Annotated in this window: 28 protein-coding genes; all 28 read left to right on the top strand. The window is 64.3% G+C overall.

The window, feature by feature from the left end; translation table 11 throughout:
- Positions 1-117: 117 nt before the first annotated feature.
- Entirely contained in the window at positions 118-489 is a 372-nt protein-coding gene (rpsL, locus tag ABD056_RS07245; RefSeq protein WP_097281809.1) for a 30S ribosomal protein S12, read from the top strand.
- A gap of 15 nt (positions 490-504) precedes the next feature.
- Complete coding sequence (rpsG, locus tag ABD056_RS07240) at positions 505-972, top strand: 30S ribosomal protein S7 (RefSeq protein WP_343865828.1); 468 nt, start codon at positions 505-507, stop codon at positions 970-972.
- A gap of 42 nt (positions 973-1,014) precedes the next feature.
- Entirely contained in the window at positions 1,015-3,096 is a 2,082-nt protein-coding gene (gene fusA, locus ABD056_RS07235) for an elongation factor G (RefSeq protein ID WP_343865826.1), read from the top strand.
- 40 nt (positions 3,097-3,136) lie between these two features.
- On the top strand, positions 3,137-4,327 hold the full coding sequence (gene tuf / locus ABD056_RS07230; protein WP_343865824.1) for an elongation factor Tu: 1,191 nt from the start codon (positions 3,137-3,139) through the stop codon (positions 4,325-4,327).
- Between the two features lie 81 nt (positions 4,328-4,408).
- Positions 4,409-4,717: a 30S ribosomal protein S10 gene (gene rpsJ / locus ABD056_RS07225; protein ID WP_043645655.1), complete on the top strand. Its 309-nt coding sequence runs from the start codon at positions 4,409-4,411 to the stop codon at positions 4,715-4,717.
- A 12-nt stretch (positions 4,718-4,729) separates the two neighbouring features.
- On the top strand, positions 4,730-5,476 hold the full coding sequence (gene rplC / locus ABD056_RS07220; RefSeq protein WP_343865820.1) for a 50S ribosomal protein L3: 747 nt from the start codon (positions 4,730-4,732) through the stop codon (positions 5,474-5,476).
- A gap of 6 nt (positions 5,477-5,482) precedes the next feature.
- A complete protein-coding gene (rplD, locus tag ABD056_RS07215; protein WP_343865818.1) occupies positions 5,483-6,100 on the top strand; it encodes a 50S ribosomal protein L4 in 618 nt (205 codons plus the stop codon).
- Entirely contained in the window at positions 6,097-6,408 is a 312-nt protein-coding gene (locus ABD056_RS07210; protein WP_343865816.1) for a 50S ribosomal protein L23, read from the top strand. The genes rplD and ABD056_RS07210 overlap by 4 nt, the downstream gene beginning before the upstream one ends.
- 4 nt (positions 6,409-6,412) lie before the next feature.
- Complete coding sequence (gene rplB / locus ABD056_RS07205) at positions 6,413-7,249, top strand: 50S ribosomal protein L2 (RefSeq protein WP_343865814.1); 837 nt, start codon at positions 6,413-6,415, stop codon at positions 7,247-7,249.
- A gap of 12 nt (positions 7,250-7,261) precedes the next feature.
- Positions 7,262-7,540 (top strand): 30S ribosomal protein S19, encoded by a 279-nt coding sequence (gene rpsS / locus ABD056_RS07200; RefSeq protein WP_097276935.1) that lies wholly within the window; start codon positions 7,262-7,264, stop codon positions 7,538-7,540.
- Between the two features lie 3 nt (positions 7,541-7,543).
- The gene (gene rplV / locus ABD056_RS07195) at positions 7,544-7,924 is read left to right on the top strand and encodes a 50S ribosomal protein L22 (protein WP_343865811.1); all 381 of its coding nucleotides are present in this window, start codon (positions 7,544-7,546) and stop codon (positions 7,922-7,924) included.
- Positions 7,924-8,595 (top strand): 30S ribosomal protein S3, encoded by a 672-nt coding sequence (rpsC, locus tag ABD056_RS07190; RefSeq protein WP_343865809.1) that lies wholly within the window; start codon positions 7,924-7,926, stop codon positions 8,593-8,595. The genes rplV and rpsC overlap by 1 nt, the downstream gene beginning before the upstream one ends.
- A 38-nt stretch (positions 8,596-8,633) precedes the next feature.
- Positions 8,634-9,053, top strand: a complete 420-nt coding sequence (gene rplP / locus ABD056_RS07185; protein WP_343865807.1) for a 50S ribosomal protein L16 — start codon at positions 8,634-8,636, stop codon at positions 9,051-9,053.
- A 3-nt stretch (positions 9,054-9,056) separates the two neighbouring features.
- On the top strand, positions 9,057-9,260 hold the full coding sequence (gene rpmC / locus ABD056_RS07180; protein ID WP_343865805.1) for a 50S ribosomal protein L29: 204 nt from the start codon (positions 9,057-9,059) through the stop codon (positions 9,258-9,260).
- Between the two features lie 22 nt (positions 9,261-9,282).
- Positions 9,283-9,522 carry a 30S ribosomal protein S17 gene (gene rpsQ, locus ABD056_RS07175; protein WP_343865803.1) on the top strand — a complete coding sequence of 80 codons (240 nt, stop codon included), beginning with the start codon at positions 9,283-9,285 and terminating at the stop codon, positions 9,520-9,522.
- Between the two features lie 36 nt (positions 9,523-9,558).
- Positions 9,559-9,927 (top strand): 50S ribosomal protein L14, encoded by a 369-nt coding sequence (rplN, locus tag ABD056_RS07170; protein ID WP_097276941.1) that lies wholly within the window; start codon positions 9,559-9,561, stop codon positions 9,925-9,927.
- Positions 9,927-10,244 carry a 50S ribosomal protein L24 gene (gene rplX / locus ABD056_RS07165; RefSeq protein WP_343865800.1) on the top strand — a complete coding sequence of 106 codons (318 nt, stop codon included), beginning with the start codon at positions 9,927-9,929 and terminating at the stop codon, positions 10,242-10,244. The genes rplN and rplX overlap by 1 nt, the downstream gene beginning before the upstream one ends.
- 11 nt (positions 10,245-10,255) lie before the next feature.
- The gene (gene rplE / locus ABD056_RS07160; protein ID WP_343865798.1) at positions 10,256-10,798 is read left to right on the top strand and encodes a 50S ribosomal protein L5; all 543 of its coding nucleotides are present in this window, start codon (positions 10,256-10,258) and stop codon (positions 10,796-10,798) included.
- 19 nt (positions 10,799-10,817) lie between these two features.
- On the top strand, positions 10,818-11,123 hold the full coding sequence (gene rpsN / locus ABD056_RS07155) for a 30S ribosomal protein S14 (protein ID WP_343865797.1): 306 nt from the start codon (positions 10,818-10,820) through the stop codon (positions 11,121-11,123).
- Positions 11,124-11,138: 15 nt separating this feature from the next.
- On the top strand, positions 11,139-11,537 hold the full coding sequence (rpsH, locus tag ABD056_RS07150) for a 30S ribosomal protein S8 (RefSeq protein ID WP_343865795.1): 399 nt from the start codon (positions 11,139-11,141) through the stop codon (positions 11,535-11,537).
- A gap of 11 nt (positions 11,538-11,548) precedes the next feature.
- Positions 11,549-12,085, top strand: a complete 537-nt coding sequence (rplF, locus tag ABD056_RS07145; protein WP_343865793.1) for a 50S ribosomal protein L6 — start codon at positions 11,549-11,551, stop codon at positions 12,083-12,085.
- A gap of 11 nt (positions 12,086-12,096) precedes the next feature.
- The gene (gene rplR / locus ABD056_RS07140) at positions 12,097-12,456 is read left to right on the top strand and encodes a 50S ribosomal protein L18 (protein WP_343865791.1); all 360 of its coding nucleotides are present in this window, start codon (positions 12,097-12,099) and stop codon (positions 12,454-12,456) included.
- Positions 12,457-12,468: 12 nt separating this feature from the next.
- Positions 12,469-13,083, top strand: a complete 615-nt coding sequence (gene rpsE, locus ABD056_RS07135) for a 30S ribosomal protein S5 (RefSeq protein ID WP_343865789.1) — start codon at positions 12,469-12,471, stop codon at positions 13,081-13,083.
- Positions 13,084-13,088: 5 nt separating this feature from the next.
- Entirely contained in the window at positions 13,089-13,277 is a 189-nt protein-coding gene (rpmD, locus tag ABD056_RS07130; RefSeq protein WP_343865787.1) for a 50S ribosomal protein L30, read from the top strand.
- 45 nt (positions 13,278-13,322) lie between these two features.
- Positions 13,323-13,808, top strand: coding sequence for a 50S ribosomal protein L15 (rplO, locus tag ABD056_RS07125; protein ID WP_343865785.1), 486 nt, complete (start codon positions 13,323-13,325; stop codon positions 13,806-13,808).
- Between the two features lie 59 nt (positions 13,809-13,867).
- Entirely contained in the window at positions 13,868-15,211 is a 1,344-nt protein-coding gene (gene secY, locus ABD056_RS07120) for a preprotein translocase subunit SecY (protein ID WP_343865783.1), read from the top strand.
- A complete protein-coding gene (locus tag ABD056_RS07115) occupies positions 15,211-15,882 on the top strand; it encodes an adenylate kinase (protein ID WP_343865781.1) in 672 nt (223 codons plus the stop codon). Before secY ends, ABD056_RS07115 begins: the two co-directional genes overlap by 1 nt.
- A 97-nt stretch (positions 15,883-15,979) precedes the next feature.
- Positions 15,980-16,348 carry a 30S ribosomal protein S13 gene (rpsM, locus tag ABD056_RS07110; protein WP_343865779.1) on the top strand — a complete coding sequence of 123 codons (369 nt, stop codon included), beginning with the start codon at positions 15,980-15,982 and terminating at the stop codon, positions 16,346-16,348.
- Positions 16,349-16,352 lie beyond the last annotated feature (4 nt).

Raw genomic sequence — 16,352 nt, 5'->3', positions numbered from 1 at the left:
CGGACCACGGGGAAATGCCCACCGGACCTCCTGAGCTAGGGGATGGTCCTATGGGTTTTTTGTCTTGGTCGCGCCTGCGAATCGGTTGCGCAAGAGCGTGAGAAAAAGGGAAGGTTAATGCCTACGATCAACCAGTTGATCCGCATGGGCCGCGAAGCGCCGGTTAAGCGCAACAAGGTTCCGGCCATGCAGGCGTGCCCGCAGAAGCGCGGTGTTTGCACCCGCGTCTACACCACCACCCCGAAGAAGCCGAACTCGGCCCTTCGTAAGGTGGCGCGCGTGCGCCTGACCAACGGCTACGAGGTCACCTCGTACATCCCCGGCGAAGGTCACAACCTGCAGGAACACTCCGTGGTGATGATCCGCGGCGGCCGCGTCAAGGACTTGCCTGGCGTTCGCTACCACATCATCCGCGGTACCCTGGACACCCAGGGCGTCAAGGACCGCCGCCAGCGTCGTTCCAAGTACGGCGCGAAGCGTCCGAAGTAAGAGGGAAGCAGAACCATGTCTCGTCGCCGCGCAGCGGTTAAGCGCGAGGTCCTGCCGGACGCGAAGTTCGGCGATGTGGTCATCGCGAAGTTCATCAACAACATCATGCTCGACGGCAAGAAGGGCGTGGCCGAGAAGATCGTCTACGGCGCTCTCGACCGTCTGGCTGCCAAGGGCGGTGACCCGGTGCAGATGTTCCACGATGCCGTGGACAACGTGAAGCCGGCCGTCGAAGTCCGCTCCCGCCGCGTCGGTGGTGCGACCTACCAGGTGCCCGTGGAAGTGCGTACCGAGCGTCGTCAGGCGCTGGCCTTCCGCTGGATCACCGATTTCGCTCGCAAGCGTTCGGAGACCACCATGGTCGACCGTCTGTTCGGCGAGCTGATGGATGCCGTCAACAATCGTGGCGGCGCCGTCAAGAAGCGTGAAGACACCCATCGTATGGCTGAAGCCAACAAGGCCTTCTCGCACTACCGCTGGTAACGCCGGCGCTCCGACGCAGACACGCAGCGAAGAGTGAGCGAAATGAAACGCGAAACCCCGCTTGAGCGGTACCGCAACATCGGCATCATGGCCCACATCGATGCCGGCAAGACGACCACCACTGAGCGAATCCTGTATTACACGGGCAAGTCGCACAAGATCGGTGAAGTCCATGAAGGCACCGCCACCATGGACTGGATGGAGCAGGAGCAGGAGCGTGGCATTACGATCACCTCCGCTGCGACGACTGCATTCTGGAAAGAGCACCGCATCAACATCATCGACACCCCGGGCCACGTCGACTTCACCATTGAAGTCGAACGTTCCCTGCGTGTGCTCGATGGCGCCGTGACGGTCTTCGACTCGGTGGCCGGCGTCGAGCCGCAGTCCGAGACGGTGTGGCGTCAGGCCGACAAGTACAACGTGCCGCGCATGTGCTTCGTCAACAAGATGGACCGCATGGGCGCCAACTTCTACCGCTGCGTCGACATGATCAAGGATCGCCTGGGTGCGCATCCGCTGGTCATCAACCTGCCGATCGGCACCGAAGCCGACTTCACCGGCATCGTCGACCTGGTGAAGATGCAGGCCGTCATCTGGAAGGGTGACGACCTGGGCGCGGCCTACGAATACACCGACATCCCGGCTGACCTCGCCGACAAGGCGCAGGAATACCGCGAGGCGCTGATCGAAGCTGCCGTCGAGCAGGACGATGCCGCCCTGGATGCCTACCTGACCGATGGCACCGCGCCGTCCGAGGAAGAGCTGAACAAGCTCATCCGCAAGGGCACCATCGGCATGGCCTTCACGCCGGTCCTGTGCGGCTCGTCCTTCAAGAACAAGGGCGTGCAGACCATGCTGGACGCCGTCATCAACTACCTGCCGTCGCCGCTCGACGTGCCGGCGGTGAAGGGCGTGCTGCTGGACGGCGAGACCGAAGACAGCCGTGAGACCGACGATGCGGCGCCGTTCTCGGCGCTGGCGTTCAAGATCATGAACGACCCGTTCGTCGGTTCGCTGACCTTCGCCCGCATCTACTCGGGCACGGTGGAAAGCGGTTCCTACGTGCAGAACACGGTGAAGGAAAAGCGCGAGCGCATCGGCCGCATGCTGCTCATGCACGCCAACAACCGTGAAGAAATCAAGTGGGCCGCCGCCGGCGACATCGTCGCCATCGTCGGTCTGAAGGACACCACCACCGGCGATACGCTCTGCGATCCGGCCAAGCCGATCATCCTTGAGCGCATGGAATTCCCGGACCCGGTGATCGAGGTTGCCGTCGAGCCGAAGACCAAGGCCGACATGGAAAAGATGGGTATGGCCCTGGCTCGCCTGGCCGCCGAAGACCCGTCCTTCCGCGTCAGCACCGACCAGGAGTCGGGCCAGACGGTCATCAAGGGCATGGGCGAACTGCACCTCGAAATCATCGTCGACCGCATGCGTCGCGAGTTCAAGGTGGACTGCAACGTGGGCGCCCCGCAGGTGGCCTACCGCGAGACCATCTCCAAGGCGCAGACCATCGAATACACCCACAAGAAGCAGACGGGTGGTTCGGGTCAGTTCGCGAAGGTCGTCATCAAGTTCGAACCGAACCCCGATGGTGATGAATTCGTGTTCACGAACGCCGTGGTCGGCGGCTCGGTGCCGAAGGAATACGTCCCGGGCGTGGAAAAGGGCCTGAAGTCGTCCACCGATTCGGGCGTGCTGGCCGGCTTCCCGGTCACCAAGGTGAAGGCCACCCTGGTGGAAGGCGCCTACCACGACGTCGACTCGAGCGTCATGGCGTTCGAAATCGCCGCCCGCGCCGCGTTCCGCGAAGGTATTCCGAAGTGCGGTCCGAAGCTGCTTGAGCCGATCATGAAGGTCGAAGTGGTGACGCCGGAAGAGTACATGGGCGACATCATCGGCGACCTGAACAGCCGCCGCGGCCAGGTGTCCGGCATGGACCAGCGCGGCATCGCCCGCGTGGTTTCCGCCATGGTGCCGCTGGCCAACATGTTCGGCTATGTGAACAACCTGCGTTCCATGTCGCAGGGCCGCGCGCAGTACACCATGCTGTTCGACCACTACGCGGAAGTCCCGAGCAACGTCTCGGATGAAATCCGCGCCAAGATGGCCGGCTAAGGCCGCCGTCGCAGATTGCGAAGCTGGAGAGATCGAGAAAATGGCGAAGGAAAAGTTCACGCGGTCCAAGCCGCACTGCAACGTCGGCACGATCGGCCACGTCGACCACGGCAAGACGACGCTGACCGCGGCGATCACGAAGGTGATGGCCGAGCAGGGCGGCGGCCAGTTCCTGGCGTATGACATGATCGACAAGGCGCCGGAAGAGCGTGCTCGCGGCATCACGATTTCGACCGCGCACGTCGAGTACGAGACGGCGAACCGTCACTATGCGCACGTCGACTGCCCGGGCCACGCCGACTACGTGAAGAACATGATCACCGGCGCGGCGCAGATGGACGGCGCGATCCTGGTGGTTTCGGCGGCTGACGGCCCGATGCCGCAGACCCGCGAGCACATCCTGCTCGCCCGTCAGGTCGGTGTGCCGGCGATCGTGGTGTTCATGAACAAGGTGGACCAGGTCGACGACCCCGAGCTGCTGGAGCTGGTGGAGCTTGAGATCCGCGAGCTGCTGTCGAGCTACGACTTCCCGGGCGACGACATTCCCATCGTGAAGGGTTCGGCTCTGGCCGCTCTCGAAGGCAACAACCCGGAGATCGGCGCCAACGCCATCGCCGAGCTGATGAAGGCCGTCGACGAGTACATCCCGCAGCCGGAGCGTCCGAAGGACCGTCCGTTCCTGATGCCGATCGAAGACGTGTTCTCGATCTCTGGCCGCGGCACCGTGGTGACCGGCCGTGTCGAGCGCGGCATCGTGAAGGTTGGCGAAGAAGTTGAAATCGTCGGCCTGAAGGACACCGTGAAGACGACCGTGACCGGCGTCGAGATGTTCCGCAAGCTGCTCGACCAGGGCGAAGCCGGCGACAACATCGGTGCGCTGCTGCGCGGCACCAAGCGCGAAGACGTGGAGCGCGGTCAGGTCCTGGCGAAGCCGGGCTCGATCACCCCGCACACCGACTTCGTGGCCGAGTGCTACATCCTGACGAAGGAAGAAGGTGGCCGTCACACGCCGTTCTTCTCCAACTACCGTCCGCAGTTCTACTTCCGCACCACCGACGTCACCGGCACCATCGCGCTGCCGGAAGGCACCGAGATGGTGATGCCGGGCGACAACATCTCGATCACCGTGTCGCTGATCGCTCCGATCGCCATGGACGAAGGCCTGCGCTTCGCCATCCGTGAAGGCGGCCGCACCGTCGGTGCCGGCGTCGTCGCCAAGATCGTGAAGTAAGACCGCGACTCACTTCTTTCAGGCGGGCGCCCTGGTCCCGCGACCGGGACCAGGGCGCCGCTTCCATTACGGATTGCCAAGATGGATAGTCAGAACATTCGCATCCGCTTGAAGGCGTTCGATCACCGCGTCCTCGATCAGTCGACGCTGGAGATCGTGAACACCGCCAAGCGCACGGGTGCGCAGGTGCGCGGCCCGATCCCGCTTCCGACGCGGATCGAGAAGTTCACCGTCAACCGTTCGCCGCACATCGACAAGAAGTCGCGCGAGCAGTTCGAGATCCGCACGCACAAGCGCGTGCTGGACATCGTCGACCCGACGCCGCAGACCGTGGACGCGCTGATGAAGCTCGATCTGGCGGCCGGCGTCGACGTCGAGATCAAGCTCTAAGGGACAGGTACGATGCGCACCGGTCTTATCGCTCAGAAGGTCGGCATGACCCGCATGTACAACGATGCGGGTGAACACGTGCCGGTCACCGTGCTGAAGGTTGATGGCCTCCAGGTCGTCGCCCAGCGCTCCATTGAAAAGGACGGCTACGTCGCGCTCCAGCTCGGCGCGGGCAAGGTCAAGGTCAAGAACGTCTCCAAGGCCATGCGCGGCCACTTCGCCGCTGCCAAGGTCGAGCCGAAGCGCAAGCTGGCGGAGTTCCGTGTGACCGAAGACGCCCTCGTCGAGGTCGGCGCCGAGCTGTCCGCTGCCCACTTCGTCGCCGGCCAGTTCGTCGACGTCACGGGCATCAGCATCGGCAAGGGCTTCGCCGGCGGCATGAAGCGCCACAACTTCCGTGGCCTTGAAGCGACGCACGGCGTGTCCGTTTCTCACCGTTCGCACGGCTCTACCGGTCAGCGCCAGGACCCCGGCAAGGTGTTCAAGGGCAAGAAGATGGCCGGTCACCTGGGTGTCGAGCGCGTGACCACTCAGAACCTGACCGTGTACTCCACCGATGAGGACCGCGGTCTGATCCTGGTGCGCGGCTCCGTGCCGGGCCACGCTGGTGGCTGGGTTCTGGTCCGTGACGCCGTGAAGAAGCCGGCCAAGGTTGAGCTTCCGATGCCTGCCGGCATCAAGGCTGCCGCCTCCGCGGCTGCCACGCCTGCCGAAGAGGCTCCCGCCTCGGACGCCGGCGAAGGTGAAAGCAAGGAATAATCGGCCATGAAGGTTGACGTTATCACTCTGGACAACAAGAGCGCCGGCTCTGTCGAACTGGCCGAAGACATCTTCGGCCTCGACGTCCGCGGCGACCTTTTGCATCGCGTGGTCCGCTGGCAGCTGGCCAAGCGACAGGCCGGTACCCACAAGACGAAGGGGATCTCCGAGATCTCCGGCACCACCAAGAAGCCCTACAAGCAGAAGGGTACGGGCCACGCCCGTCAGGGCTCGCTGCGCAGCCCGCAGTACCGTGGTGGTGCGACGATCTTTGGGCCGGTCGTGCGTTCTCACGCCCATGATCTGCCGAAGAAGGTCCGCAAGCTGGGCCTGAAGACGGCGCTCTCGGCGAAGGCGAAGGACGGCAAGCTGGTGGTGCTCGACACCGCCGCCGACGTCGCCAAGACCAAGGAGCTTGCCGCCAAGTTCAAGGCTCTCGGCTGGACTTCGGTGCTCATCATCGATGGCGAGCAGGTGAACGAGCAGTTCTCCCGCGCCGCCCGCAACATCGTCGGCATCGACGTCCTGCCGCAGCAGGGCGCCAACGTCTACGACATCCTGCGCCGCGACACCCTGGTCCTGACCAAGGCCGCGGTCGAGAAGCTCGAGGAGCGCCTGAAATGAGCAAGCAGGTCACTGTGAGCAAGGAACGCATGTACGACCTGATCAAGGCCCCGGTCATCACCGAAAAGGCGACCATGGGCTCTGAGCACAACCAGGTTACGTTCCGCGTCCCGCTGAATGCCTCCAAGCCGGAGATCAAGGCGGCCGTCGAAGGCGTGTTCAATGTGAAGGTGACCGCGGTCAACACCCTGATCCAGAAGGGCAAGACCAAGCGGTTCAAGGGCACCCTCGGTCGTCGCAGCGACGTCAAGAAGGCGGTCGTGACCCTCGCCGAGGGCCACACCATCGACGTGACCACGGGAGTGTGACGCCATGGCGTTGAAGAATTACAAGCCGGTCACCCCCGGCACCCGCCAGCTGGTGCTGGTGGACCGTTCGGATCTGTGGAAGGGCAAGCCGGTCAAGGCGCTCACCCACGGTCTGACCAAGAGCGGCGGCCGCAACAACACCGGCCGCACCACGGCCTTCAACCGTGGCGGCGGCGCCAAGCGGCGCTACCGCCTGATCGACTTCAAGCGCACCAAGTTCGACGTGCCCGCCACTGTCGAGCGCCTGGAGTACGACCCCAACCGCACCGCGTTCATCGCGCTGATCACGTACGAGGACGGCGAACAGGCCTACATCCTCGCGCCGCAGCGCCTGAAGGCCGGTGACCAGGTGGTCGCCTCCGAGCGCGCCGACATCAAGCCGGGCAACGCGATGCCGCTGAAGAACATGCCGGTCGGCACCATCGTCCACAATGTGGAGATGAAGGCCGGCAAGGGCGGCCAGATGGCGCGTTCCGCCGGCTGCTATGCGCAGCTGATCGGCAAGGACCAGGGCTACGCCCAGCTCCGCCTGTCCTCGGGCGAGCTGCGCATGGTCCGCGGCGAGTGCATGGCCACCGTGGGTGCGGTGTCCAACCCGGACAACCAGAACGAAAACCTGGGCAAGGCGGGTCGTAACCGCTGGCTCGGTCGTCGTCCGAGTGTCCGTGGCGTGGCGATGAACCCGGTCGACCACCCGCATGGTGGTGGTGAAGGTCGCACTTCGGGCGGCCGTCACCCGGTCACCCCGTGGGGCAAGCCGACCAAGGGCAAGCGCACCCGCAATAACAAGGCGACGGACAAGCTCATCATGCGCACCCGTCACCAGGCGAAGAAGAAGTAACGGAGGCCGCCAGTGGCTCGCTCTGTTTGGAAAGGCCCGTTCATTGACGGGTACCTGCTCAAGAAGGCCGAGGCGGCCCGTTCGTCCGGTCGTAACGAGGTCATCAAGACCTGGTCGCGCCGGTCGACGATCCTGCCGCAGTTCGTCGGTCTTACCTTCGGTGTCTACAACGGCCAGAAGTTCGTTCCCGTGCTGGTGACCGAGAACATGATCGGTCACAAGTTCGGCGAGTTCTCGCCGACCCGCACGTTCTACGGCCATGCCGCGGACAAGAAGGCGAAGAGGAAGTAAGCGATGGGTAAGCAGACCGCTCCCCGCACTCTGCCGGACAACGCCGCGAAGGCCTTCTCGGCGTCCATCCGCATCAGCCCGCGCAAGCTGAACCTGGTCGCTGCCATGATCCGTGGCAAGTCGGCCGAGGCTGCGCTGTCGGCGCTCACGTTCTCCACCCGTCGCATCTCCAACGATGTGAAGAAGGTTCTGGAAAGCGCCATCGCCAACGCCGAGAACAACCACCAGCTCGACGTCGACCGTCTGGTCGTCGCCGAGGCCTACGTGGGCAAGGCTCTCGTCATGAAGCGTTGGCGCGCCCGCGCCCGTGGTCGCGTCGGCAAGATCCAGAAGCCGTTCTCGAACCTGACCATCGTGGTGCGCGAGCGCGAGGAGACTGAGTAATGGGTCACAAAGTCAATCCGATCGGCCTGCGCGTCGGCATCAACCGCACGTGGGACAGCCGCTGGTTCGCGGACCAGACCTACCCGGCTCTGCTGCACCAGGACCTGGCCCTGCGCGACTACCTGAAGAAGCGTCTGGTTCAGGCCGGCGTGTCGCGCATCGTCATCGAGCGCCCGGCGAAGAAGGCCCGCATCACCATTCACACCGCCCGTCCGGGCGTGGTGATCGGCAAGAAGGGCGCCGACATCGAGGTGCTGCGCAAGGAACTGTCCAAGCGCACCGGCAGCGAGGTGATGCTGAACATCGTCGAGATCCGCAAGCCGGAACTCGACGCCCAGCTGGTGGCCGAGAACATCGCCCAGCAGCTGGAGCGCCGCGTCGCCTTCCGCCGCGCCATGAAGCGCGCGGTGCAGAATGCCATGCGCCTCGGCGCCCAGGGCATCCGGATCAACTGCGCCGGCCGTCTGGGCGGCGCCGAGATCGCCCGCACCGAGTGGTACCGCGAGGGTCGCGTGCCGCTGCACACCCTGCGCGCCGACATCGACTATGGCGTCGGCACCGCGAAGACCACCTATGGCACCTGCGGTGTGAAGGTCTGGATCTTCAAGGGTGAGGTCCTCGAGCACGACCCGATGGCGCAGGACAAGCGCGCCGCCGAGGCGGGCCGCTAAGGCGGCCCCTCTTCGGTCAGCGATAGGGATGTAGAGCAATGCTTTCTCCGAAACGGACGAAGTTCCGCAAGCAGCACAAGGGCCGCATCCACGGCGAAGCGAAGGGCGGCTACTCGCTCAACTTCGGCGCCTTCGGCCTGAAGGCGGTGGAGCCCGAGCGGATCACCGCCCGCCAGATCGAAGCCGCCCGCCGCGCCATGACCCGCTTCATGAAGCGTCAGGGCCGCGTGTGGATCCGCGTTTTCCCGGATGTGCCGGTGTCCCGCAAGCCCGCCGAAGTCCGCATGGGCTCCGGTAAGGGTTCGCCGGAATACTGGGTGGCCCGCATCCACCCGGGCCGCATCATGTTCGAAATCGACGGAGTCGGTGAGGACGTGGCGCGCGAGGCGTTCCGTCTTGCGGCGGCGAAACTGCCGATCAAGACGAAATTTGTTGCCCGCATCGGCGAGGGGGTCTAAATCATGGCGTCCATCACGGATCTCCGTGCGAAGAGCGTCGACGAGCTGAAGGACCGTCTCGTCGAACTCAAGAAAGAGCAGTTCAATCTGCGCTTCCAGAAGGCCTCCGGCCAGCTGGAGAACACCGCCCGCGTGACCTCCGTTCGTAAGGAGATCGCGCAGGTCAAGACGGTCCTGAACGAGCAGCGCCGGGCTCCCGGCGCCTGAGTTCCTGAAGGAGTGACGTAGTATGCCTCGGCGCATTCTTCAGGGTGTGGTGGTGAGCGACAAGACCGACAAGACCGTTACGGTCGTGGTCGAGCGCCGGTTCATGCATCCGGTGTACAAGAAGTTCATCCGTCGCACCAAGAAGTACGCCGCCCACGACGAAGCCAATCAGTTCAAGATTGGCGACGTGGTGCGGATTCGCGAATGCCGCCCCATTTCCAAGACGAAGACTTGGGAAGTGGTCGCGGACACCGCGGAATAAGAAGTACCAACCTCTAGCGTTTAAGGAATTGGTGCAATGATCCAGATGCAGACGAACCTCGACGTCGCCGACAACAGCGGCGCTCGTCGGGTTATGTGCATCAAGGTGCTGGGCGGTTCCAAGCGGAAGACCGCCAGTGTCGGCGACATCATCGTGGTGTCGGTCAAGGACGCGATCCCCCGGGGCCGCGTGAAGAAGGGCGACGTGGCGCGTGCCGTCATCGTTCGTACCGCGAAGGAAATCCGTCGTCCCGACGGGTCGATCATTCGCTTTGACCGGAACGCCGCGGTGCTGATCAACAAGCAGGGCGAGCCCATCGGTACCCGCATCTTCGGCCCGGTGACCCGCGAGCTGCGTGCGAAGAAGTTCATGAAGATCATCTCGCTGGCTCCGGAGGTGCTGTAATGGCTGCGAAGGTGAAGAAGGGCGATCGCGTTATCGTGATCGCCGGCAAGGACAAGGGTAAGACGGGCGACGTCGTCCGTTCCATCCCGTCCGAGAACCGGGTGGTCGTCCAGGGTGTGAACGTCGTCAAGCGTCACCAGCGTCCGACTCCGATGTCGGCCGGCGGCATCATCGAAAAGGAGGCGCCGATTCACGTCTCCAACGTCGCCCACATCGACCCGAAGGACCTCAAGCCGACCCGCGTCGGCTTCAAGACGCTCGAGGACGGCCGCAAGGTGCGCGTTTCCAAGCGCTCCGGCGAAGTCCTGGACAAGTAAGGAGTTGGGCGATGACCCCGCGTCTGCGTGAACACTACGACACCGTCGTCCGCAAGCAGCTCCAGGAAAAGTTCGGTTACGCGAACCACATGGAGATCCCGCGCCTGGCCAAGATCGTGATCAACATGGGCGTCGGCGAAGCCGCCCAGGATCGCAAGAAGATCGAGGGCGCCGTTGCGGACATGACCGCCATCTCCGGTCAGAAGCCGATCGTGACCCGTGCCAAGAAGTCGATCGCGGCCTTCAAGCTGCGCGACGGCATGGTGGTCGGCTGCAAGGTCACCCTGCGCCGCGAGCGCATGTACGAGTTTCTGGACCGCTTCGTGAACATCGCCCTGCCGCGTGTTCGCGACTTCCGTGGCATCCCCGCCAAGGGCTTCGACGGCGCCGGCAACTACAACATGGGCCTGAAGGAACAGATCATTTTCCCGGAAATCAACTACGACCAGGTTGATGCCGTCCGGGGAATGGACATCGCGTTCTGCACGACTGCGAAGAGCGATGAGGAGTGCCGCGCGCTTCTCGAAGCCTTCGACATGCCGTTCCAGAAGTAAGGCCGGGAGCTGCTTAGAGATGGCGAAGGTTTCCAAGATTCAGCGTAACAAGCAGCGCGAAGAGCTGGTGGCCCTGAAGGCCGCCCGTCGCGCCGCCCTGAAAGCGATCATCAAGGACCAGAGCGTGTCCCCCGAGGAGCGGTTCCAGGCGGTCTTCAAGCTCGCCGAAATGCCGCGCAACTCCTCGAAGGTGCGTATCCGCAACCGGTGCGAGCTGACCGGCCGCCCGCGCGCCACGTACCGCAAGTTCAAGCTCGCCCGCGTCATGCTGCGCGACCTGGCCTCCCGTGGCCAGATCCCCGGCATGGTGAAGTCGAGCTGGTAAGGGAGACAGGCACCCATGTCCATGACCGATCCGTTGGGTGATCTGCTCACCCGCATCCGCAACGGCCAGCGCGCCCGCAAGTCGAGCGTCGTTACGCCGGCGTCGAACCTGCGCGCCAACGTGCTCGACGTGCTGCAGCGTGAAGGCTACATCCGTGGCTTTGAACGCTACAACATCCGCCAGGGCATCGACGAAATCCGCGTCGACCTGAAGTACCTGGACGGCGAGCCGGTGATCAAGGAGATCAGCCGCGTCTCGAAGCCGGGCCGCCGCGTGTACTCCAAGATCAAGGACCTGCCCAAGGTCTACAACGGCCTTGGCATTTCCATCCTGTCGACGCCGCGTGGCGTGATGTCCGATCACGAAGCGCGCCAGGCGAACGTCGGCGGCGAGGTCCTCTGCAAGGTGTTCTAAGGGGCTGAACGATGTCGCGAGTTGGTAAATATCCGGTCGAAGTTCCGGCTGGCGTGACTGTCACGCTGGCGGGTGACGCCGTGACCGTGAAGGGCAAGCTGGGCGAACTCAGCCTGCCGATCCTGGCCGACTTCGTGGAAGCTTCCATGGAAGGCCAGCAGGTTTGGATCAAGCCGAAGTCCGAGAGCAAGCGGGCTCGCATGATGTGGGGCACGACGCGCGCCAATATCGCCAATATGGTGAAGGGCGTGTCGGAAGGCTTCACGAAGCGGCTCGACATTGTCGGCGTCGGCTACCGTGCGTCCGTGCAGGGCAATGTGCTCAAGCTGGCGCTCGGGTTCTCCCATGACGTCGATTATCCGATCCCGTCGGATCTGAAGATCGTCACGCCGCAGCCCACGCAGATCGAGATCTCCGGCGCCGACAAGCAGCGCGTCGGCCAGATCGCTTCCGAAATCCGCAGCTACCGTCCGCCCGAGCCCTACAAGGGCAAGGGTGTGAAGTACGCGGACGAGCAGATCCTGCGTAAGGAAGGCAAGAAGAAGTAAGGGCGATAGAGATGAAGCAGACCAAGCTGTTCCAGCGTCGCGCTCAGCGCAACCGCTTCGCCCTGAAGCAGAAGGCCGGCGGTCGTCCGCGCCTCTCCGTCTTCCGTTCGGGCAAGCACATGTACGCCCAGGTGATCGACGATGTGGCGGGCAAGACCCTCGCCTCTGCCTCGACGCTCGACAAGGAGCTGAAGGGCAAGGTGGGGAAGACCGCCAACGCCGATGCCGCCGTCGAAGTCGGCAAGCTGGTGGCCGCCCGTGCCATCGCCGCCGGCGTCAGCCAGGTCGTGTTCGACCGCGGCGGCTACATCTATCACGGTCGCGTGAAGGCGTTGGCCGACGCCGCGCGCGAGGGCGGTCTCCAGTTCTAAGGGATAATCGGTATGGCTCGTACACCCAACGCTGAGCGCTCCGAGCGCACCCCGCGGGACCGCGATCGTCGCCCGAGCGACCAGCGTGACCGCACCGAGCGTGACGACGAGTTCGTCGACAAGCTCGTACACATCAACCGCGTCGCCAAGGTGGTGAAGGGCGGCCGTCGCTTCGCCTTCGCCGCCCTGGTCGTGGTCGGCGACAGCAAGGGTCGCGTCGGTTTCGGTACCGGCAAGGCCCGCGAAGTGCCGGAAGCCATCCGCAAGGCCACTGAACAGGCCAAGCGGGAAATGGTCCGCGTGCCGCTGCGCGAAGGCCGCACCCTGCATCACGACGTGCACGGCCACTTCGGTGCCGGCCGCGTGATCCTGCGGTCCGCTCCGGCCGGTACCGGCATCATCGCCGGCGGCCCGATGCGCGCCATTTTCGAGACCATGGGCGTGCAGGACGTCGTCGCCAAGTGCACCGGCACGACGAACCCGTACAACATGATCAAGGCGACCTTCGACGCGCTGAACAACCTGATGTCGCCCCGCCAGGTGGCGGCCAAGCGCGGCAAGAAGGTCGGCGACATCGTCGCGCGCCGTGACGGCGCCGCCGCCGTCGCCGCGGGCGCGAAGGAGTAAGGTCGATGGCGAACGCGAAGGTGAAGGTCACCCAGATCGGCAGCCCGATCGGCCGTAGGCAGGACCAGCGCGCCACCCTGGTGGGCCTGGGCCTCAACAAGATGCACCGCACGAGCGTCCTTGAGGACACCCCGTCGGTCCGCGGCATGATCGCCAAGGTTGCGCATCTGATCAAGGTGGAGTCGGCGGAGTAATCCGCCGCCTTCCCTCCTGAACCTCCTGTAAGTCAGGGTACGGATATGAAACTCAACGAGCTCCGCGACAATCCGGGTGCGACCAAGAAGCGCATCCGCGTCGGCCGCGGTATCGGCTCCGGCAAGGGCAAGACCGGCGGCCGTGGCGTGAAGGGTCAGACGTCGCGAACCGGCGTCGCCATCAACGGCTTCGAAGGCGGTCAGATGCCCATCTACCGCCGCCTGCCGAAGCGCGGCTTCAACAACGTCTTCCGCAAGGATTACGTGTCGCTCAACCTGGACCGCATTCAGGCCGCGTTCGACGCCGGCAAGCTGGATGCCGCCCAGCCGGTGACCGCCGAGGCCCTGGTGGCCGCCGGCGTCATCGGCCGCGCCAAGGACGGTGTTCGCGTCCTCGGCATGGGTGAGCTGAAGACCAAGGCGACCTTCCAGGTTGCCGGGGCCTCCGCCAAGGCGCGAGAGGCGATCGAGAAGGCCGGAGGCACCCTGGAGGTGCTCGCTCCGGCGGCTTCCGAGGAGGGCGGCGAGTAATCGCCGCCTCTTCCCTTTTTCCGTTTTCCAGTCTTCCTACCGAGCGAGAGTAATCGGGCATGGCTTCTGCCGCCGAACAGCTGGCCGCCAACATGAACTTCAGTACCTTCTCGAAGGCGACTGAACTCAAGAAGCGGATCTGGTTCACCCTGGGCGCCCTGATCGTCTACCGCATCGGGACGTATGTTCCGCTGCCGGGGATCAACCCGCAGGCGCTCGCCAGCATCTTCGCGCAGCAGGGCGGCGGCATCCTCGGGATGTTCGACATGTTCGCGGGTGGTGCGCTGTCGCGCATGACCATCTTTGCGCTGAACATCATGCCCTACATCTCCGCCTCGATCATCATGCAGCTGATGACCGCCGTCAGCCCCTCCATGGAGGCGCTGAAGAAGGAAGGCGAGTCGGGCCGCAAGAAGATCAACCAGTACACCCGCTACCTGACGGTGCTGATCGCCGCCATGCAGGCCTACGGCATCGCCGTCGGGCTCGAGTCCATGGGCGGCAGCGGCGGCGCTCCGGCGGTCTATGACCCGGGCTACTTCTTCCGCTTCACCACCGTCGTCACCCTGGTGGGCGGCACCCTGTTCCTGATGTGGCTGGGCGAGCAGATCACCGCCCGCGGCGTCGGCAACGGCATTTCGCTGATCATCTTCACCGGCATCGTCGCCAACCTGCCCGGCGCGCTGGCCGGCATGCTGGAACTGGGCCGCACCGGCGCGCTGCACCCCGTCGCCATCATCGGCATCATGGTGCTGGCCGTCGCCGTCATCGCCTTCATCGTGTTCGTCGAGCGCGCCCAGCGCCGCATCCTGGTGCAGTATCCCAAGCGCCAGATGGGCAACCGCATGTACGGCGGCGAATCGACCCACCTGCCGCTGAAGATCAACACCCCGGGCGTCATCCCGCCGATCTTCGCCAGCTCGATCCTGCTGGTGCCGACCACCGCCGCCAGCTTCACCGCCGGCTCCGGCCCCGAGTGGCTGCGCGACGTGGTGGCGCTGCTCGGCCTCGGCCAGCCGCTGCACATCGTGCTGTACGCCGCCCTGATCGCGTTCTTCGCCTTCTTCTATACGGCCGTCGTGTTCAACCCGCAGGACACCGCCGACAACCTGAAGAAGTACGGCGGCTTCATCCCGGGCATCCGCCCCGGCAAGAACACGGCCGAATACCTGGATTACGTGCTGACCCGGCTCACCGCCGTCGGTGCCGTCTACCTGGTGTTCATTTCGGTCCTGCCCGAGATTCTGATTGCGGAGCTGGGCGTGCCCTTCTACTTCGGCGGCACCTCGCTTCTCATCGTCGTCACCGTCACGATGGACACGGTGGCTCAGATCCAGTCCCACCTGCTGGCCCATCAGTACGAGGGACTCATCAAGAAATCGAAACTCAGGGGTAAGCGGTGATGAAGGGGAAGCGTATCATCTTCATGGGCCCGCCCGGCGGCGGCAAGGGCACGCAGGCTCAGCGCCTGGAAGACACCTTCGGGATCAAGCAGCTGTCCACGGGTGACATGCTGCGCGCGGCGGTCGCGTCCGGCTCCGAGCTGGGCAAGCAGGCCAAGGCGGTGATGGATGCCGGTCAGCTGGTCTCCGACGACCTGATGATCGGCCTGATCTCGGAGCGAATCGACCAGCCGGACTGCGCCAACGGGTTCATTCTGGATGGCTTCCCCCGCACCATTCCCCAGGCCGACGCGCTCGAGTCGCTGATGGCCGGCAAGGACATGCCGCTGGATGCGGTGATCGAGCTGCGCGTCCCCGACGCCCTGCTGGTCGAGCGCATCACCGGCCGTTATGCCTGCGCCAAGTGCGGCCGCGGCTACCACGACACCTACCAGCAGCCGAAGGTCGAGGGCGTCTGCGATGCCTGCGGCTCGACGGAGTTCAAGCGCCGCGCCGATGACAACGCCGAGACGGTGGTGTCGCGGCTGGAGGCTTATCACCGTCAGACGGCGCCGGTGCTGGAGTACTACGACAGGAAGGGCAAGGTGCACGTCGTCGACGGCACCCGCGAGATTGACCAGGTCACCAAGGATCTGGTCGAGATTCTGGAAAAATCCACGGCGGCCGGTTGACTCTCGGGGCGCGAACCCTATAATCGCGCACCTTCGGGTCACCCGCCCTAGACACGCAATTCGACATACAGTCGCAGAAGAGTAAGGAGTACGGGCTTTGGCGCGTATCGCTGGCGTTAACATTCCCACCAACAAGCGGGTGGAGATTGCGCTGACCTACATCTATGGCATCGGCCCGAAGAAGGCGAAGGAGATCTGCAACAAGATCGGTATCGCCGACGCGGTCCGTGTGAACCAGCTGTCGGATGACGAGGTGCTGCGCATCCGTGAAATGATCGACGCGGACTACAAGGTCGAAGGCGACCTGCGTCGTGAAGTCGCGATGAACATCAAGCGTCTCATGGACCTGGGCTGCTACCGCGGCCTGCGTCACCGCAAGGGCCTGCCGGTCCGTGGCCAGCGCACGCACACCAATGCGCGCACCCGCAAGGGTCCGGCCAAGCCGATCGCCGGCAAGAAGAAGTAAGCGA

The sequence above is a fragment of the Caenispirillum bisanense genome (assembly GCF_039523075.1).
GTDB lineage: Bacteria > Pseudomonadota > Alphaproteobacteria > Rhodospirillales > Rhodospirillaceae > Caenispirillum > Caenispirillum bisanense.
The sequence above is the reverse complement of the archived record's forward strand: the minus strand, read 5'-3'. Positions and strand labels throughout refer to the sequence as shown.

Bases quoted from the DNA above. Each gene is read 5' to 3' on its own strand.
- rplR (WP_343865791.1), top strand. From the start codon at position 12,097: ATGAAGCAGACCAAGCTGTTCCAGCGTCGCGCTCAGCGCAACCGCTTC.
- secY (WP_343865783.1), top strand. From the start codon at position 13,868: ATGGCTTCTGCCGCCGAACAGCTGGCCGCCAACATGAACTTCAGTACC.
- rpsJ (WP_043645655.1), top strand. From the start codon at position 4,409: ATGGATAGTCAGAACATTCGCATCCGCTTGAAGGCGTTCGATCACCGC.
- rplF (WP_343865793.1), top strand. From the start codon at position 11,549: ATGTCGCGAGTTGGTAAATATCCGGTCGAAGTTCCGGCTGGCGTGACT.
- rpsE (WP_343865789.1), top strand. From the start codon at position 12,469: ATGGCTCGTACACCCAACGCTGAGCGCTCCGAGCGCACCCCGCGGGAC.
- rplB (WP_343865814.1), top strand. From the start codon at position 6,413: ATGGCGTTGAAGAATTACAAGCCGGTCACCCCCGGCACCCGCCAGCTG.
- rpsN (WP_343865797.1), top strand. From the start codon at position 10,818: ATGGCGAAGGTTTCCAAGATTCAGCGTAACAAGCAGCGCGAAGAGCTG.
- rpsL (WP_097281809.1), top strand. From the start codon at position 118: ATGCCTACGATCAACCAGTTGATCCGCATGGGCCGCGAAGCGCCGGTT.
- ABD056_RS07210 (WP_343865816.1), top strand. From the start codon at position 6,097: ATGAGCAAGCAGGTCACTGTGAGCAAGGAACGCATGTACGACCTGATC.
- rpsH (WP_343865795.1), top strand. From the start codon at position 11,139: ATGTCCATGACCGATCCGTTGGGTGATCTGCTCACCCGCATCCGCAAC.
- rpmC (WP_343865805.1), top strand. From the start codon at position 9,057: ATGGCGTCCATCACGGATCTCCGTGCGAAGAGCGTCGACGAGCTGAAG.
- ABD056_RS07115 (WP_343865781.1), top strand. From the start codon at position 15,211: ATGAAGGGGAAGCGTATCATCTTCATGGGCCCGCCCGGCGGCGGCAAG.
- rplD (WP_343865818.1), top strand. From the start codon at position 5,483: ATGAAGGTTGACGTTATCACTCTGGACAACAAGAGCGCCGGCTCTGTC.
- rplE (WP_343865798.1), top strand. From the start codon at position 10,256: ATGACCCCGCGTCTGCGTGAACACTACGACACCGTCGTCCGCAAGCAG.
- rplX (WP_343865800.1), top strand. From the start codon at position 9,927: ATGGCTGCGAAGGTGAAGAAGGGCGATCGCGTTATCGTGATCGCCGGC.
- fusA (WP_343865826.1), top strand. From the start codon at position 1,015: ATGAAACGCGAAACCCCGCTTGAGCGGTACCGCAACATCGGCATCATG.
- rplC (WP_343865820.1), top strand. From the start codon at position 4,730: ATGCGCACCGGTCTTATCGCTCAGAAGGTCGGCATGACCCGCATGTAC.
- rplN (WP_097276941.1), top strand. From the start codon at position 9,559: ATGATCCAGATGCAGACGAACCTCGACGTCGCCGACAACAGCGGCGCT.
- rpmD (WP_343865787.1), top strand. From the start codon at position 13,089: ATGGCGAACGCGAAGGTGAAGGTCACCCAGATCGGCAGCCCGATCGGC.
- rpsG (WP_343865828.1), top strand. From the start codon at position 505: ATGTCTCGTCGCCGCGCAGCGGTTAAGCGCGAGGTCCTGCCGGACGCG.
- tuf (WP_343865824.1), top strand. From the start codon at position 3,137: ATGGCGAAGGAAAAGTTCACGCGGTCCAAGCCGCACTGCAACGTCGGC.
- rplV (WP_343865811.1), top strand. From the start codon at position 7,544: ATGGGTAAGCAGACCGCTCCCCGCACTCTGCCGGACAACGCCGCGAAG.
- rpsC (WP_343865809.1), top strand. From the start codon at position 7,924: ATGGGTCACAAAGTCAATCCGATCGGCCTGCGCGTCGGCATCAACCGC.
- rplP (WP_343865807.1), top strand. From the start codon at position 8,634: ATGCTTTCTCCGAAACGGACGAAGTTCCGCAAGCAGCACAAGGGCCGC.
- rpsQ (WP_343865803.1), top strand. From the start codon at position 9,283: ATGCCTCGGCGCATTCTTCAGGGTGTGGTGGTGAGCGACAAGACCGAC.
- rplO (WP_343865785.1), top strand. From the start codon at position 13,323: ATGAAACTCAACGAGCTCCGCGACAATCCGGGTGCGACCAAGAAGCGC.